The following is a 16,131-nucleotide window of genomic DNA, read 5'->3' as shown; positions in this document are numbered from 1 at the left end:
AGGCCGTCCTCCTGGATGATCGTCCCGATGGCCACTGGCGTGACCACGGATGCGGACGATGCGGCAATTGTAGCAAACATTGCCCGCTGATGCAGCCCCATTGCCAACCCAGTAAGTGTTCCACGTGAAACAGAAATCACGGCTTCCTTGCCACTGCTGAGTAAAAATTAAGCAAAAATTGGCCCGTGGAAGGTTGCGCTCGCAAAAAGACTCTATAATCGGAGCTCTCTTCCCGCATTTTTACTTGCACTGTTACCTATTTATCATGTTATTTCCTACAGAATTCGACGTCATCGTTGTCGGTGGTGGTCACGCCGGTACCGAGGCGGCCCTCGCTTCCGCCCGTATGGGGCAGAAGACGCTATTGCTCACGCATAATATTGAGACACTGGGCCAGATGTCGTGCAATCCCTCCATCGGTGGCATCGGCAAGGGCCACTTGGTCAAGGAGGTCGATGCCATGGGCGGCGCGATGGCGATTGCCACCGACGAGTCCGGCATCCAGTTCCGCATCCTGAACTCTTCGAAAGGCCCGGCAGTCCGCGCCACGCGCGCCCAGGCCGACCGCATTCTCTATAAAGCCGCCATCCGTACGCGCCTGGAAAACCAGCCAAATTTATGGCTGTTCCAGCAAGCCGTCGATGATTTGATCGTCGAGGGCGACCGCGTGGTCGGCGCCGTGACGCAGATCGGCCTGAAGTTTCTCGCGCGCGCCGTCGTGCTCACGGCCGGTACTTTCCTCGACGGCAAGATCCACGTGGGTTTGAATAATTACTCGGCCGGCCGCGCCGGCGACCCGCCTGCGATCTCGCTGTCTGCCCGTTTGAAGGAATTAAAGCTGCCGCAGGGGCGCTTGAAAACGGGCACGCCGCCGCGCATCGATGGCCGCACGATCGACTTTTCCGTGATGCAAGAACAGCCGGGCGACCTCGATCCGGTGCCCGTGTTTTCCGTCATGGGCAACACGGCCATGCACCCGCGCCAAGTGCCGTGCTGGGTCACGCACACGAATAGCCAGACGCATGACATCATCCGCGCCGGCCTCGATCGCAGCCCCATGTACACGGGCGTGATCGAGGGTGTGGGCCCCCGGTATTGCCCTTCCATCGAAGACAAGATCCACCGCTTCTCGGGCAAGGAATCGCACCAGATCTTCCTTGAGCCGGAAGGCTTGACGACGCATGAGTTCTATCCGAATGGCATCTCCACCAGCCTGCCGTTCGACGTGCAGATCGCCCTGGTGCAGTCGATGAAGGGTATGGAAAACGCGCACATCCTGCGCCCCGGCTACGCCATCGAATACGATTATTTCGACCCGCGTGGCTTGAAGGCGTCGCTGGAAACGAAGGCCGTCGCGGGCCTGTTCTTCGCCGGCCAGATCAACGGCACCACTGGCTACGAGGAAGCGGCTGCGCAAGGCATGCTGGCGGGCCTGAATGCGGCCTTGCTGACGCAGGACAAGGAAGCCTGGGTACCGGGCCGCTCCGAGGCGTATCTGGGCGTGCTGGTCGACGATCTGATCACCCAGGGCGTGCAGGAACCGTACCGCATGTTCACCAGCCGCGCCGAGTACCGCTTGAGCCTGCGCGAAGACAATGCCGACATGCGCCTGACGGAAATCGGCCGCACCCTGGGCTGCGTGGGCGATGCCCAATGGCAAGCCTTCGAGACCAAGCGCGAAGCGGTCGCGTTGGAACTGCAGCGCCTGCGTTCCACGTGGGTCAACCCGCGCATCCTGGCGGCCGCCGAGTCGGAACGCATCGTCGGTCAGGCCATCGAGCGCGAGTATTCGCTGGCGGACTTGCTGCGCCGTCCGAACGTCGCCTACGACACCCTGATGAGCATGACGGGCATCGAGGGCCAGGCCCTGGCCGGCCCCGGCGTGGAGGATGCGGCCGTGCGCGAACAGGTGGAAATCCAGCTTAAATACGCGGGCTACATCGAGCGCCAGAGCAAGGAAATCGAGCGCCACGAACACTATGAAAACCTGGCCTTGCCGGAAGGTTTTAATTACCTGGACATCGGCGCGCTGTCCGTCGAAGTGCGGCAAAAACTCGACAAGCAGCGCCCGGAAACCCTGGGCCAGGCATCGCGCATTTCCGGCGTGACGCCGGCGGCGATTTCGCTGTTGCTGGTGCACTTGAAAAAGCGCGGTTTCGGTGCCGCGCAAACTACCACTTTAAAGGACGAGGTTGTTGAATGAAGCAGTTTGACCGGGCCGCACTGGCCCAGATTTTGAATGAAGGCATCGCCGCGCTGGGGCTGGACCTGAGCGCGGATCAGACGGAAAAACTGCTCGATTACCTGGCCTTGCTGGCCAAATGGAACAGCGTGTACAACCTGACGTCGGTGCGCGATCCCCTGCAGATGCTGACCCTGCACGTGCTCGATTCGCTGGCCGCCGTACCGGCGTTCGCGGAGGCGAAAAACGTGCTCGACGTGGGCGCCGGCGGCGGCTTGCCGGGCATGGTGCTGGCCATCGCGCGGCCTGATGTGAAGGTGTCGATGATCGACACCGTGCATAAAAAGACGGCATTTTTGACGCAAGTGAAGGCGGAACTGGGCCTGAGCAACGTCACCGTGTACACGAAACGGGTGGAACAGCTGGAAGTGGCGCAGAAATTCGACGTGATCACCTCGCGCGCCTTTGCCGACCTGTCCGACTTCGTCAACTGGTCGAACCACGTGCTGGCCGAGGGCGGGCAATTCATCGCCTTGAAAGGGGTGGCGCCGCCAGACGAGCGCGAGCGACTGCCGGCAGACTGGAAAGTGACAGAATTACGAGCAATCCGGGTGCCAGGGCTAAATGCAGAGCGTCATCTGGTCTTTATAGCAAGAATTTTGAAGTCGAAGAATTAAACGGTATAAATCATATAAATAGTTTATACGGTATAAACCATATAAACGATTTATATCGTATAAATGAAATAAACAGTATAAAACGTTTCGGCAGGATGCCGGGGCGCACGATGAAGTTTGCATCTCTTTACAACTAGAAGATACATGGCCAAAATTTTTTGTGTAGCAAATCAAAAGGGTGGTGTTGGTAAAACCACAACAAGCGTCAACCTCTCCGCCGGCCTGGCCAAGTTGAACCAGCGCGTGCTGCTGGTCGACCTCGACCCGCAGGGCAATGCAACCATGGGCGCCGGCATCAACAAGGCCGGCCTGAAGGCGTCCACCTATGAAGTGATGCTGGGCGAGTCCGATGTCAAGACGGCACGCCAGCGTTCGGAAGCGGGGCGCTTCGACGTCTTGCCGTCGAACCGCGAGCTGGCCGGCGCCGAAGTGGAGATGGTCGAACTGGACAACCGCGAACGCCGCCTGAAGGATGCGCTGGCCGAAGTGGACGGCGAATACGACTTCATCCTCGTTGATTGCCCGCCGGCACTATCGATGCTGACCCTGAACGGCCTGTGCGCCGCGCATGGCGTGATCATCCCGATGCAGTGCGAGTACTACGCATTGGAAGGCTTGTCCGACCTGGTCAACACCATCAAGAAGGTGCACGCGAACCTGAACCCGGACTTGAAGATCATTGGACTCTTGCGTGTGATGTTCGATCCACGCATGACATTATCGCAACAAGTGTCGGCCCAGCTGGAGCAGCACTTCGGCGACAAGGTTTTCAATACCATCATCCCGCGCAATGTCCGCCTGGCCGAAGCGCCATCGTACGGCTTGCCCGGCGTGACCTTTGACCCCAGCTCAAAAGGCGCCCAGGCGTATATCGCCTTCGGCGCAGAGATGGTCGAACGCATCAAACATATGTAAACAAGGAGCGAGCGGTTCATGATGCATGATGTGAGCGCTTACTCTGAAAACACGATTAGGACAGCATGGCTACGAAAAAATTAAAAGGATTGGGTCGCGGACTCGACGCCCTGTTGGGCGGCGGCAGCGACTTTGCCAGTCCGGACACGAATCAACCGTCGAACTTGCCCGTGTCGCAAATGCAAGCCGGCAAATACCAGCCGCGCACGCGCATGGACGAAGGGGCCTTGAATGAACTGGCCGCCTCGATCAAGGCGCAAGGGCTGATGCAGCCGATCCTGGTGCGCCCGATCGGGCAGGACACCTTGAGCGGCTTGATCAAATATGAAATCATCGCCGGCGAACGCCGTTTCCGCGCTTCGCAACTGGCCGGCCTGACGGAAGTGCCGGTGCTGGTGCGCGACGTGAATGACCTGGCCGCCGCCGCCATGGCGCTGATCGAGAACATCCAGCGCGAAGACCTCAATCCGCTGGAAGAAGCGCAGGGTATCCACCGCCTGATCGCCGATTTCAGTTTTACGCATGAGCAAGCGGCCACTGCGCTGGGACGCTCGCGCAGCGCCGTGTCGAACCTGCTCCGCCTGATGAACCTGGCCGCTCCCGTGCAAACCATGCTGATGGCCGGCGATATCGACATGGGGCATGCGCGCGCGCTGCTGGCCGTCGATGCGGCCAGCCAGATCACGCTGGCCAACCAGGTCGTGGCCAAGCGTCTGTCGGTACGCGAAACGGAAAAGCTCGTCACCCGCACGGTCGAGGAAGCGGCCAACCCGGTCGAGCCGCGGCAGAAGGAAAAGTCCGGCGACATCGCGCGCCTGGAAGAAGAGCTGTCCGATGCGTTGGCCACGCCCGTGGTGTTCAAAATGGGCAACAAAGGCCGTGGCCAATTAGTGATCGATTTTGCCGATCTTGACGTGCTCGATGGTTTGTTGACCCGCTTGCGTGGTTAAATAGCATGCTGCCAAGACACGGGCAATGCGGGTGTGAATAATCCGGCCATGCTTTCCAGATGCACCACGTGATTCCTTGATAACACGGCTGGAAGCGGCCAGACAAGCGACTTTGCCATATAGTGGTGCAAATGGCGGCGAATAGTCGGTAAAGCGTCAGTTTCACGCAGCAATTGCCCTGCTGCGGTGCAGCAACGTTTGACTCTATAGATCAAAGCCAACTATAATCCCGTGTCTTTGCGTGTGTAGATTTTTCTGGGAACTTGGCAATTGAGTGATTCACAACAAAGTATTGCCAAGCCAGTCTACAAAGTAGTTGCATTGCAGCTAGCAATCGCTATCAGCTTTGCCACAGTCACCCTGTTTTTCGGTGGCAGTGTCAGAGGCTGGTCCGCCGCATACGGCGGCGCTATCGCAGTCATCGGTAGCCTGGTGTATGCCCTGTTGGTGGTTCGCGGTTCTAGCGACGCCAATAAGGCATTCCGGGCGCATTTGCGCGCAGAAGTGATGAAAATATTTATCACAGCGGTGCTGTTTATATTGGCACTGGTGTTGTTTCAGTCGGCCGCCTGGTTATGGCTGATCTTGGGTTTCGCGGTGGCAACCTTAGCATACTGGTTTTCATTGCTCGCTGTTTAATCATTGGTTTTGGGGCCTGTTGTGCTCTGAAACGACAAATCTAAATTCATTATGACCACAGAACACGCTATTGAAGCGGGCCATGCTGCCCCGGCCAACGCCACAGAATACATCAGTCACCATCTGGCCCACCTGAGAAGTGCCGACGGCATGATCAATCTGGATACGTTCTGGATTTCGGCCATTCTGGGCTTTGTTTTCCTGGCTGTTTTCTATATGGCGTCGCGCCGCGCGACGGCTGGTGTCCCTGGCAAGTTGCAAAACTTCGTCGAAATGGTCATGGAAATCGTCAATGACACTATTAATGGGGCCTTCCACGCGAAAAGCAAGGTCATCGCGCCGCTGGCCATCACTATTTTTGTGTGGGTCTGGCTGCTCAACGCGATGGACTTCCTGCCGGTTGACCTGTTGCCGAAGATCCTGAGCTGGTTTGGCGTGCATAAACTGCGCGCCGTGCCGACCGCCGACGTCAACCATACCTTCGCCATGTCGCTGTCGGTCGTGTTGTGCGTGATCGCCTTCTCGATCAAGGCCAAGGGCCTGGGCGGCTGGATCAAGGAACTGTTCACGGCACCGTTCCATGCGAATGGCCTGATCGCCACGATCGCCCTGGCACCTGTCAATTTCTTGCTGCAAGTGGTTGAGTTGGTTGCAAAACTGATCTCCCTGTCGCTGCGACTGTTCGGCAATATGTATGCCGGCGAACTGATTTTCATCTTGATCGCGTTGTTGCCTTGGTGGGCACAGTGGGCGTTGGGTGGTCCATGGGCAATTTTCCATATCTTGATTGTAACTTTGCAAGCTTTTGTGTTTATGGCGTTGACGGTTGTGTATCTGAGCCTCGCGGTTGAGAAACATTAATCATTAACTTTATATTTTGTTTTTTTAGTATCTTTCGTTTTTAAATTTAGGAGAATTTTATGCAAGCTCTGATCGCACAAGTACAAAGCATGACCGTTCTGGCAGCAGCAATCATCATCGGCCTGGCCGCAATCGGCACCGCTCTGGGCTTCGCTATCTTGGGTGGCAAATTCCTGGAAGCTTCGGCACGTCAACCAGAACTGATGCCACAACTGCAAACCAAGCTGTTCGTTATCGCTGGTCTGCTGGATGCTATCTCGATGATCGGCGTTGGTGTTGCTCTGCTGTACACGTTCGCTAACCCGTTCCTGTCCGCTCTGACGGCTGTTGCTCAGTAATTCGCTCCAACCCTAGGAGAAACTTTTAGTTAGGAGCAAAGGTATGGACATCAATATGTCGCTCATCGGCCAGATGATCACCTTCGCGGTGTTGGTCTGGTTCTCGATGAAGTTCGTATTTCCAGCGCTGAACAATGCGCTGGATGAGCGTGCCAAACGAATCGCGGATGGATTGGCTGCGGCCGATCAAGGTCAAGCTTCGATGGCTGTCGCTGAAAAGCGTGCGCAAGAGGCATTGAACAGTGCACGTGAAGAAGCGTCGCAACGCGTTGCGGACGCTGAAAAGCGCGCGCAGCTGGTTGCTGAAGAGATCAAGCAAAATGCACAAGCTGAAGCTGCGCGTATCATTGCGCAAGCCCAGTCGGACGCCGAACAGCAACTGTCGAAAGCACGCGAACAATTGCGCGCTCAGGTGGCTGACCTGGCTGTCAAGGGTGCCGAGCAGATCTTGAAGCGTGAAGTCAACGCTACGGCTCACGCCGAAATGTTGCAGCGTCTTGCTGTCGAGCTGTAATCATGGCAGAACTCGCAACCGTCGCCCGTCCCTACGCGGAAGCTTTGTTCCGCGTAGCCCAAGCTGGTAAGGAGTCAAGCAACCTCGCGGCGTGGTCCGAGCTGGTGTCCGAACTGGCACAGATCGGTAGCCACCCCGAGGTACAGGCGTACGCGCGCAATCCGAAAGTTTCGGAAAGCGACGTCGCCGCCACCATCCTGTCGTTGTTGAAATCGCCGCTCAATGAGGAAGTGAAAAACTTCGTCACGTTGTTGATCGAAAATGGCCGCATCAGCCTGCTGCCGGAAATCGGCGCGCAATTCCATACCTTGAAAAATGGTCTGGAAGGTGCGGCTGACGCCGAGATCACGAGCGCTTTCGATCTGAGCGAAGGCCAAACGGCCGAGCTGGTCGCAACGCTGGAAAAGAAATTCAGTCGTAAGCTCAACCCTGCCGTCACAGTGGATCCATCGCTGCTCGGCGGCGTGCGCGTGGTTGTTGGCGACCAAGTGCTCGATACCTCGGTGCGCGCCAAGCTGCAGCAACTGCACGCTGCATTGGTGTCGTAAGACACGCGCTTCGGCAGGCCAGCTAAGACAGACCCTTACCCCTCGCGCAAGCTGAGAGAAACACTTTTAGGAGTTAGTATGCAACTCAACCCATCTGAAATCAGCGAGTTGATCAAGAGCCGGATCCAAGGTCTTGACGGCGGCGCTGAAGTGCGTAATCAAGGCACGGTTATTTCCGTCGCCGACGGTATCTGCCGCATCCACGGTTTGTCGGACGTGATGCAAGGCGAGATGCTGGAATTCCCAGGCAACACGTTTGGCCTGGCAATGAATCTGGAACGCGACTCCGTCGGTTCCGTGATTCTGGGTGCCTACGAGCACATCTCCGAAGGCGACACGGTGAAATGCACCGGCCGCATTCTGGAAGTGCCAGTCGGTCCTGAGCTGCTCGGCCGCGTTGTCAACGCGCTGGGTCAGCCAATCGACGGCAAAGGCGCCATCGACACGAAACTGACGGCCGCGATTGAAAAAATCGCTCCGGGCGTGATCGCCCGTGAGTCCGTTTCGCAACCAATGCAAACCGGCCTGAAGTCGATCGATGCGATGGTTCCAGTTGGCCGCGGCCAGCGCGAACTGATCATCGGCGACCGTCAAACCGGCAAGTCGGCTGTGGCGATTGATGCGATCATCAATCAAAAAGGCCAGGGCATGAAATGTATCTACGTCGCGATTGGCCAAAAAGCCTCGTCGATCAAGAACATCGTGCGCTCGCTGGAACAGCACGGCGCGATGGAATACACCATCGTTGTCGCCGCTTCCGCTTCGGAATCGGCCGCCATGCAATACATCTCGCCGTACTCCGGTTGCGCCATGGGCGAATACTTCCGTGACCGCGGTGAAGATGCACTGATCGTCTACGATGATCTGTCCAAACAAGCTGTTGCATACCGTCAAATCTCGCTGCTGCTGCGCCGTCCACCAGGTCGCGAAGCGTACCCAGGCGACGTGTTCTACCTGCACAGCCGCCTGCTGGAACGCGCAGCACGCGTGAACGCCGACTACGTCGAGAAGTTCACCGACGGCGCCGTCAAAGGCAAGACCGGTTCCCTGACGGCACTGCCGATCATTGAAACGCAAGCTGGCGACGTGTCCGCATTCGTTCCAACCAACGTGATTTCGATTACCGACGGTCAGATCTTCCTGGAAACCTCGCTGTTCAACGCCGGTATCCGTCCTGCCATTAACGCCGGTATTTCCGTATCGCGCGTCGGTGGCGCCGCCCAGACCAAGGTCATCAAAAACCTGTCCGGCGGTATCCGTACCGACTTGGCGCAGTACCGTGAACTGGCTGCATTTGCGCAGTTCGCTTCGGACCTGGATGAATCGACCCGCAAGCAGCTGGACCGTGGTGCCCGCGTAACGGAATTGCTCAAGCAAGCCCAGTACTCGCCACTGTCGATCTCGCTGATGGCCGTATCGCTGTTCTCGGTGAACAAAGGCTTCATGGACGACGTGCCAGTCAAGCAAGTGCTGTCGTTCGAAGCTGGTGTCCACGCTTACATGAAGACCAAGCAAGCTGCTCTGCTGGCCAAGATCGAAGAAACCAAGCAACTCGACAAAGACAGCGAAGCAACTCTGTCGGCGGCCATTGCTGATTTCAAGAAATCCGGCGCATATTAAGCGGCCAGGCGGCGCCCACCTCGAGTGAGGCGCCGCCCTACGCGCAGAAGGAGTAAGGACTCATGGCATCAAGCAAAGAGATACGAGGCAAGATCAAGAGCGTAGAGAATACGAAGAAGATCACCAAGGCGATGGAAATGGTCGCCGCGTCCAAAATGCGCAAGGCGCAAGACCGGATGCGGGCCGCCCGTCCCTACAGTGACAAGATTCGGAATATCGCCGCCAATCTGGCGACCGCCAATCCGGAATACACGCACCCGTTCCTGGCAGCTGCCCAGGGTACGCAAGCGAAGGCAGTGGGTTTCATCGTTGTCACGACCGACAAGGGTCTGTGCGGCGGCATGAACACCAACATCCTGCGCCAGGTGACGTCGAAGTCGCGCGAGTTGGAAGCAGCTGGCAACCGGATTGAAGCAGTTGCCATCGGTAACAAGGGTTTGGGTTTTTTGAATCGCATCGGCGTCAAGATCATTGCGCACGCCATTCAAACCGGTGATACGCCCCACCTGGACAAATTGATCGGACCCGTCAAGGTCATGCTCGAAGAGTTCCAGGCAGGCAAGATCGATGCAGTGTACCTGTGCTACACCAAATTCATCAACACGATGAAACAGGAACCAGTCGTGGAGCAATTGCTGCCCCTGACGGCCGACAAGATGGTCGCCGACAAGGGCGCCCACACTTGGGATTACATCTACGAGCCGGATGCGCAAAGCGTGATCGACGAATTGCTGGAGCGCTATGTAGAAGCGCTGGTGTACCAGGCAGTCGCGGAGAATCTGGCGTCCGAGCAATCGGCACGGATGGTCGCGATGAAAGCTGCAAGCGACAACGCGGGTAGTGTGATCGGCGAATTGAAGCTGATCTACAACAAGACCCGCCAAGCTGCGATTACCAAAGAACTCTCCGAAATCGTCGCCGGTGCGGCTGCGGTTTAAACGAATTTAACTATATTGAAGGAACGAACATGGCTGATGGCAAAATCGTTCAGTGTATCGGCGCTGTGGTGGACGTTGAGTTTCCCCGCAACGCGATGCCTAAGGTATTTGATGCCTTGAAGATGGCAGGCTCGGAACTGACCCTGGAAGTACAACAGCAGTTGGGCGACGGCATTGTCCGTACCATTGCACTCGGTTCGTCCGATGGCTTGCGTCGCGGCATGATGATTCAAAATACCGGCAAACCTATCATGGTGCCAGTCGGTAAAGCAACCCTGGGTCGCATCATGGACGTGCTGGGTAACCCGATCGACGAATGCGGCCCAGTGTCGCACGAGCAGATCGCGTCGATCCACCGCACCGCTCCTGCATACGACGAACTGTCGCCATCGCAAGAACTGCTGGAAACCGGCATCAAGGTGATCGACCTGGTTTGCCCGTTTGCAAAAGGCGGTAAAGTTGGTCTGTTCGGCGGCGCTGGCGTAGGCAAGACCGTCAACATGATGGAACTGATTAACAACATCGCTAAAGCGCACAGCGGCGTGTCCGTGTTCGCCGGTGTGGGTGAGCGTACTCGTGAAGGTAACGACTTCTACCACGAGATGGCTGACGCGAAAGTGGTCGATCTGGAAAACCCGGAGAACTCCAAAGTTGCGATGGTCTACGGTCAGATGAATGAACCGCCAGGTAACCGTCTGCGCGTTGCGCTGACCGGCCTGACGATCGCTGAATCGTTCCGTGATGAAGGCAAGGACGTTCTGTTCTTCGTCGACAACATCTACCGCTTTACGCTGGCAGGTACCGAAGTATCGGCACTGCTGGGCCGTATGCCGTCGGCTGTGGGTTACCAACCGACCCTGGCTGAAGAAATGGGCCGTCTGCAAGAGCGTATCACGTCGACCAAGACCGGTTCGATCACCTCGATCCAGGCCGTCTACGTTCCAGCCGATGATTACACCGATCCATCGCCTGCTACCACGTTTGCTCACTTGGATTCGACCGTTGCGCTGTCGCGTGACATCGCTTCCCTGGGTATCTACCCAGCTGTGGACCCACTGGATTCGACCTCGCGTCAGCTGGATCCGTTGATCGTTGGTCAAGAGCACTATGACACCGCGCGTGCCGTGCAAACGACCCTGCAACGCTACAAGGAATTGCGCGACATTATCGCGATTCTGGGTATGGACGAGCTGGCACCGGAAGACAAACTGCTGGTCGCCCGTGCACGTAAGATGCAGCGTTTCCTGTCGCAGCCTTTCCACGTCGCTGAAGTCTTTACCGGCGCGCCTGGTAAATACGTTTCGCTCAAAGACACGATCAAGGGCTTCAAAATGATCGCTTCGGGCGAACTCGATCACCTGCCGGAACAAGCGTTCTACATGGTCGGCACGATCGAAGAAGCAATCGAAAAAGCCAAGAAACTTAACTAAGTTAAGTCTGGGCCTAACCCCGCCCCTTACAAGGCGGGGTTCTTCAACCCGATAGGACACACATGGCACACACAATTCACGTTGACGTGGTTTCCGCTGAAGAACTGATTTTTTCAGGCGAAGCAGAATTCGTCGCGTTGCCGGGTGAACAGGGCGAGCTGGGTATCTACCCACGCCACACGCCTTTGATTACCCGCATCCGTCCGGGCGCGGTCCGCATCAAGGTAGTCGGCCAGGCTGAAGAAGAGTTCGTCTTCGTTGCCGGCGGCCTGCTGGAAGTGCAACCGGATACCGTGACAGTCCTGGCCGATACCGCGATCCGCGGTCACGACCTGGATGAAGCGAAAGCGCTGGAAGCGAAGAAGTTGGCGGAAGAAAATATCCACAACAAGGATTCGGGCATCGACTACGCGCAAGCGCAAGCCGAGCTGGCCAGCGCGATTGCGCAGCTGGCAGCGATCCAGAAGCTGCGCAAGCATTAATTTGCCCGCGCGCAGTAGTAAAAAAGGCAGCCTTCGGGCTGCCTTTTTTTTCGGCAAAACTAATTTTAGTAAAAGTTAGCGGCGCTTGTCTTTTCCCCTTTCCAGCCCCGCCTTCAATATCGTCTTCCACGTGGCGCGCGCGGCAATGCGCTCGAGCGGCGTTTCCTCGCTACGGCGGGCGTCGCGCAGCAGCTTGTGATAATTGCGCAAGCGGTCCGCATCGACGGCGCCGCGTACGGCGCAACCTGGTTCACTGGCATGCCGGCAATCGCGGAACTGGCACGTCGAGGCGAGCGCCACAATATCGTCGAACGTGGCCGCCAGCGTATCCGCATCGGCGTCCGCGCGCCAGCTGCGCAAGCCCGGCGTATCGATGATGCAAGCGCCGCTGGCGCACAGGTGCAGCGAGCGCGCCGTCGTCGTATGCCGCCCGCGGCCATCGCCATGGCGCACGCCATTGGTGGCCTGCCGCGCCGCGCACAGGGTATTGGTCAGGCTGGACTTGCCGGCACCCGATGAGCCGAGCAGCACCAGGGTCTGGCCGGCGTCCAGCCAGGGCTCCAGGATGGCCACGTCATACGCATGGCGCGTATCGATGGCAAACAGCGGTACGTGCTGCGGCAGACGGTGTTTGAGCTGCGCCAGCTTGCCGCCCACGTCGTCGGCTACGTCAGCCTTGCTCAGCACCACCACGGGGCTGACCTGGGCTGCCAGCACGATGGCCAGGTAGCGTTCCAGGCGGCGCGGGTTGAAGTCCTCGTCCAGCCCCATCACCAGCAGGGCCGTGTCGACATTGCTGGCAAGTACCTGGCGCCGGCCGTCATTGCCGCGCCGGGCGATTTGCGTGACTGGGGGTAAGTGCGCCGTTATCCACAGCGTGCCGTGAAGATCGTGTTCAACGGCGATCCAGTCGCCGACGGCAAGGATGCTGTCCTGCTCCAGCAAGGCGTGCAGCAGGCGCGGCAGGATCCGTGCCGGGTGTTCCAGGATGCCGTCGTGCACGAGGATGCTGTCGCGGTGGACGGCGCTCACGCGCATCAGCTGCGCGGTGGGGGAAGATACGTCGAGTTGGGTGGCTGCGCCGGCGATGGCCTGCTGCAGCCCGATAAGGCGTAGTTGCGCAAAATCGAATGCGATCATGGTAGCGTGATTCCAAATTCTGTCGTCCGCGTGCGGACGTGTAGCCTGCGCGTGCAGGCACCGCCAGTCGCCATGACTGGCACGAAAGAAGGGGGACGTCGGCTACGCGATCACGCGTATGGGGAATTGCGCGCTAAGGGGCTTAGCAGGGAAAAACAGTGATCAGGCAGCCGACAGCACGGCAGTATCCGAATGGCGCATGTTGTCTACTCCTGTTGTGTGATGGAAAACGCGAGTGTGCCAGCGGCGTGCGCCGCCGTCAATGGACGGCGTGGCTCAGCTGCACATGCCGTAGGCGCTGCGCTCGGGGAAATAGCGGTAGCTAAACGTGCGCACCGGATAGCGCTTGCCGGCGACGAGCATGTCGGGCATCGACAAATCAAAGCGCTGCGGCAGCTGGCGTGGCAGTTGCAGGCGCAAGCGCCACTGGGTTTCCTTGCTGTTGCCGACGGCGGCAAACATGATGGGCAGTTTTTCGATGACGTCGACGATTTCCGCTTTTCGGTTCATGCCGCGCTGGTAGATGGTCAGCACCTTGGCCTCGGCGAACGGCTGCTTGTGCGGTTCTTCCAGCAGGAAGGAAAGGCGCGTAAAACTGGCTTGCGTACCGACGGGCAAGGTGAAAATCAGCGCCAGCTCCGTGCCGCCTTCCTTCAGGGTGACAGGTGGCGTGGCATACACGCTGATACCGCGCGGCAGTTCGAAACGCGAACCTTCCGTCCACGTCTTGCATTCTGGCGTGGTGGCCTGGTACAGGCTGGGCGCCGTGTAGTCATCGCAGGCGGAAACCAGCAGCAGGGGCAGGGCAAGGAGGGCGGAACGGCGCATGGGAGTCACGGTTGGGATATGAGCCGACAGTGTAAGCGATCCCCACGCGATCTACCAGCGAGCTTACCCCGGCGGCGCGCGGCGCACGGATTGCAGCTGGCAGTGCGCCGCCTGCAGCGCATCCTTGATGGCGTCCAACGCCAGCTGCGGCCGGGCCGCGCCGCACATGAAGATGTCGACGGCGGCAAAGCTGCATTCCGGCCAGGTGTGGATGGAAATGTGCGATTCAGCCAGCAGCACCACGCCGGTGACGCCCTGGCCGGCGCCAAAGCTGTGGAAATGGCTGTGCAGCACCTGCGCCCCAGCCGTGATGGCAGCGTTGCGCAACAGGCGCTCGAGCGCGGCGGCGTCGCGCAGGCGTTCCGGCGCGATGCCCGACAGGTCGGCCAGCAAATGGGTGCCCAAGGGCAGATGCGGTGTGGCTGCCATGCTTACTTGTGGCTGCCGCCGCTGGAGCCGCCGCCATAGCTGCCGCCGCCGCTGCCCGTGCGCGAACTCCAGCTGCTGCCGCCACTGCCGCTGCCGGCCACTTTGAACATGCGCACCCAGTTGGCGGCCGTGACGGAAAACGTCACCATCAGGGCATAGATCACGTATTTACTCATGGGGGATTCTTTGCATTCTTGTCGAGAAAAGCGGCGGGCAGGAACAGCGCCAGGCAGCCCAGCAAACTCCACATCAAGGTGCTGGAGAACGAGACAAACATCGGGATCGCATTCAAGACCAGCACGATGATGATAAAGACCTTGGCGATGCCGCGGTGGCTCAGCTGGATATTCTGCACTTTGGCGCCGCCATGGAAGGCGGCGCCGAACCAGGCCGCCATCTGGTCATAGGCGACGGGTACGGAGCGCGACCAGGTCATTTCTTCACCGGTGATTTCCGCCGCCAGCTTGGTCTGTCCCTGTTCGAATTCAAACACACGCGTGCTGTCGCCGACGGCCACCTTCCAGTTGAAGGCACCCGCCGCGTACACGACCTGCGAGCCGTAGTCATACAGTTTGCGATACGTGGCGCCATCGAGCGTGCAGGTATCGGCGTCCAATGACGCCCAGTTGGGCCAGTTCGGCAGCACGTTCGAGCGCGACCAGCCGTCGTCCGTCTCCACCAGCCAGAAGAAGCCGGCGCGCGCGTTGTACAGCAGGTATTCGTTCCACTCGCTGCCTTCATCGTCGGCGCGGCGCATCATGCCGATGACCGTGAAATCGACATTGCTGATCTTCGCGCTCGCACCCAGCTCCAGTGTGATGTCGGCGTTGTCGTGCACCTGCTTGCCGATGGCCAGTACCTGCGCTTCCGGGCCGCTGGCGTCGAGCTGCGCGTGGCAGGCGGGACACACCAGCTGCGCCGCCGCGCCAGGAACGTACTGGATGCCGCTGCCGCAGGACGGGCAGTCGAGCGCGTCGAGCTTGCCGCGGTACTTGCCGGCGCTTTTGGCGATGGCGTCGTCGTCGCGCAGCAACTGGCACTGCAAGCCGTCCAGGGTGACGGCGACGCCCTGGTAGACGACCGGTTGCGGGCCATCCGTGTAGTCGAGCGTGACAAAGCTGGCGTAGTTGCGGAAGTCCGCCACCTGGATGCGCCAGCCGGCGCCCACCTTGAAGGGCAATTCTCCCTGGCCGGCGATGCATTCGGCGTTGCGGATCTCGGCCGCCGTGTAGGGCTCGCCGCAGATCGTATAGCGCTTGCCCGGCGCCAGCTCGCCAAAGACGGGCAGGGCGTCTTGCGTGCTGCGCTCGCGCGTCAAGGTGTACAGGCCGGACGAATCGCCCAGCCACGCCGTGCTGGCGTCGTCAAACAGCAGATACCACTCGTTCCACGTGCCGGCGCTGTAGCGCTGCTGGATGCGGCCGACGACGGTAAAGTGCAAGCCGTCGTGCACGCCGGCCGTGCCGATCTGGATCGGCGAATAGTCTTCCAGGACGGCCGACATCTTGCCCACGTCCCTGACGGAATCGGCGTCCTTGAGGATGGTGCTGTGGCAGTACTCGCACACGGCGAGCACGGAAGCGTGCGAGCGGAAGTGGACTTCCGCGCCGCAGCTGGGACAGGAAACAGTTTGCATGCAG

At 59.0% G+C, this 16,131-nt stretch carries 18 protein-coding genes; 13 read left to right on the top strand and 5 right to left on the bottom strand.

The genetic code is table 11. The features are described from left to right. Positions 1–265: 265 nt before the first annotated feature. The 13 genes from mnmG to ACQ4WY_RS16020 all read left to right on the top strand — a co-directional run bounded on the left by mnmG (position 266) and on the right by ACQ4WY_RS16020 (position 12,094). Positions 266–2,203: a tRNA uridine-5-carboxymethylaminomethyl(34) synthesis enzyme MnmG gene (gene mnmG, locus ACQ4WY_RS16080; protein WP_436504892.1), complete on the top strand. Its 1,938-nt coding sequence runs from the start codon at positions 266–268 to the stop codon at positions 2,201–2,203. Further along, a complete protein-coding gene (gene rsmG, locus ACQ4WY_RS16075) occupies positions 2,200–2,859 on the top strand; it encodes a 16S rRNA (guanine(527)-N(7))-methyltransferase RsmG (RefSeq protein WP_436504891.1) in 660 nt (219 codons plus the stop codon). Before mnmG ends, rsmG begins: the two co-directional genes overlap by 4 nt. Positions 2,860–3,003: 144 nt before the next feature. Continuing rightward, the gene (locus ACQ4WY_RS16070) at positions 3,004–3,774 is read left to right on the top strand and encodes a ParA family protein (RefSeq protein ID WP_034752687.1); all 771 of its coding nucleotides are present in this window, start codon (positions 3,004–3,006) and stop codon (positions 3,772–3,774) included. A gap of 65 nt (positions 3,775–3,839) precedes the next feature. Next, on the top strand, positions 3,840–4,724 hold the full coding sequence (locus tag ACQ4WY_RS16065) for a ParB/RepB/Spo0J family partition protein (protein ID WP_436504890.1): 885 nt from the start codon (positions 3,840–3,842) through the stop codon (positions 4,722–4,724). 270 nt (positions 4,725–4,994) lie between these two features. After that, entirely contained in the window at positions 4,995–5,363 is a 369-nt protein-coding gene (locus tag ACQ4WY_RS16060; protein ID WP_289950426.1) for an ATP synthase subunit I, read from the top strand. 51 nt (positions 5,364–5,414) lie between these two features. Next, positions 5,415–6,224 (top strand): F0F1 ATP synthase subunit A, encoded by an 810-nt coding sequence (gene atpB, locus ACQ4WY_RS16055; protein WP_436504889.1) that lies wholly within the window; start codon positions 5,415–5,417, stop codon positions 6,222–6,224. 59 nt (positions 6,225–6,283) lie between these two features. Then, a complete protein-coding gene (gene atpE, locus ACQ4WY_RS16050) occupies positions 6,284–6,562 on the top strand; it encodes a F0F1 ATP synthase subunit C (protein ID WP_034752695.1) in 279 nt (92 codons plus the stop codon). 43 nt (positions 6,563–6,605) lie between these two features. Then, complete coding sequence (locus ACQ4WY_RS16045; protein WP_034752697.1) at positions 6,606–7,076, top strand: F0F1 ATP synthase subunit B; 471 nt, start codon at positions 6,606–6,608, stop codon at positions 7,074–7,076. A gap of 2 nt (positions 7,077–7,078) precedes the next feature. Next, positions 7,079–7,624 carry a F0F1 ATP synthase subunit delta gene (locus ACQ4WY_RS16040; RefSeq protein ID WP_010393786.1) on the top strand — a complete coding sequence of 182 codons (546 nt, stop codon included), beginning with the start codon at positions 7,079–7,081 and terminating at the stop codon, positions 7,622–7,624. Positions 7,625–7,702: 78 nt separating this feature from the next. Continuing rightward, on the top strand, positions 7,703–9,244 hold the full coding sequence (gene atpA, locus ACQ4WY_RS16035; RefSeq protein ID WP_077398373.1) for a F0F1 ATP synthase subunit alpha: 1,542 nt from the start codon (positions 7,703–7,705) through the stop codon (positions 9,242–9,244). Between the two features lie 62 nt (positions 9,245–9,306). After that, positions 9,307–10,182 (top strand): F0F1 ATP synthase subunit gamma, encoded by an 876-nt coding sequence (gene atpG, locus ACQ4WY_RS16030; RefSeq protein WP_101483363.1) that lies wholly within the window; start codon positions 9,307–9,309, stop codon positions 10,180–10,182. Between the two features lie 29 nt (positions 10,183–10,211). Continuing rightward, positions 10,212–11,612, top strand: coding sequence for a F0F1 ATP synthase subunit beta (gene atpD / locus ACQ4WY_RS16025; protein WP_034752705.1), 1,401 nt, complete (start codon positions 10,212–10,214; stop codon positions 11,610–11,612). 62 nt (positions 11,613–11,674) lie between these two features. Next, entirely contained in the window at positions 11,675–12,094 is a 420-nt protein-coding gene (locus tag ACQ4WY_RS16020) for a F0F1 ATP synthase subunit epsilon (RefSeq protein ID WP_065307860.1), read from the top strand. A gap of 75 nt (positions 12,095–12,169) precedes the next feature. Here ACQ4WY_RS16020 and rsgA read toward each other — a convergent pair whose 3' ends face one another. The 5 genes from rsgA to ACQ4WY_RS15995 all read right to left on the bottom strand — a co-directional run bounded on the left by rsgA (position 12,170) and on the right by ACQ4WY_RS15995 (position 16,127). Then, complete coding sequence (rsgA, locus tag ACQ4WY_RS16015; RefSeq protein WP_436504888.1) at positions 12,170–13,234, bottom strand: ribosome small subunit-dependent GTPase A; 1,065 nt, start codon at positions 13,232–13,234, stop codon at positions 12,170–12,172. A 276-nt stretch (positions 13,235–13,510) separates the two neighbouring features. After that, positions 13,511–14,062 (bottom strand): hypothetical protein, encoded by a 552-nt coding sequence (locus tag ACQ4WY_RS16010; protein WP_436504887.1) that lies wholly within the window; start codon positions 14,060–14,062, stop codon positions 13,511–13,513. Positions 14,063–14,125: 63 nt separating this feature from the next. Further along, complete coding sequence (speD, locus tag ACQ4WY_RS16005; RefSeq protein WP_436504886.1) at positions 14,126–14,491, bottom strand: adenosylmethionine decarboxylase; 366 nt, start codon at positions 14,489–14,491, stop codon at positions 14,126–14,128. Between the two features lie 2 nt (positions 14,492–14,493). Further along, positions 14,494–14,667: a hypothetical protein gene (locus tag ACQ4WY_RS16000; RefSeq protein WP_170840580.1), complete on the bottom strand. Its 174-nt coding sequence runs from the start codon at positions 14,665–14,667 to the stop codon at positions 14,494–14,496. Next, positions 14,664–16,127 (bottom strand): DUF4178 domain-containing protein, encoded by a 1,464-nt coding sequence (locus ACQ4WY_RS15995; protein WP_436504885.1) that lies wholly within the window; start codon positions 16,125–16,127, stop codon positions 14,664–14,666. Before ACQ4WY_RS15995 ends, ACQ4WY_RS16000 begins: the two co-directional genes overlap by 4 nt. Positions 16,128–16,131 lie beyond the last annotated feature (4 nt).

It is taken from the genome of Janthinobacterium salmonicoloratum (assembly GCF_051380845.1).
GTDB classification, from domain to species: domain Bacteria; phylum Pseudomonadota; class Gammaproteobacteria; order Burkholderiales; family Burkholderiaceae_D; genus Janthinobacterium; species Janthinobacterium lividum_F.
The sequence above is the reverse complement of the archived record's forward strand: the minus strand, read 5'-3'. Positions and strand labels throughout refer to the sequence as shown.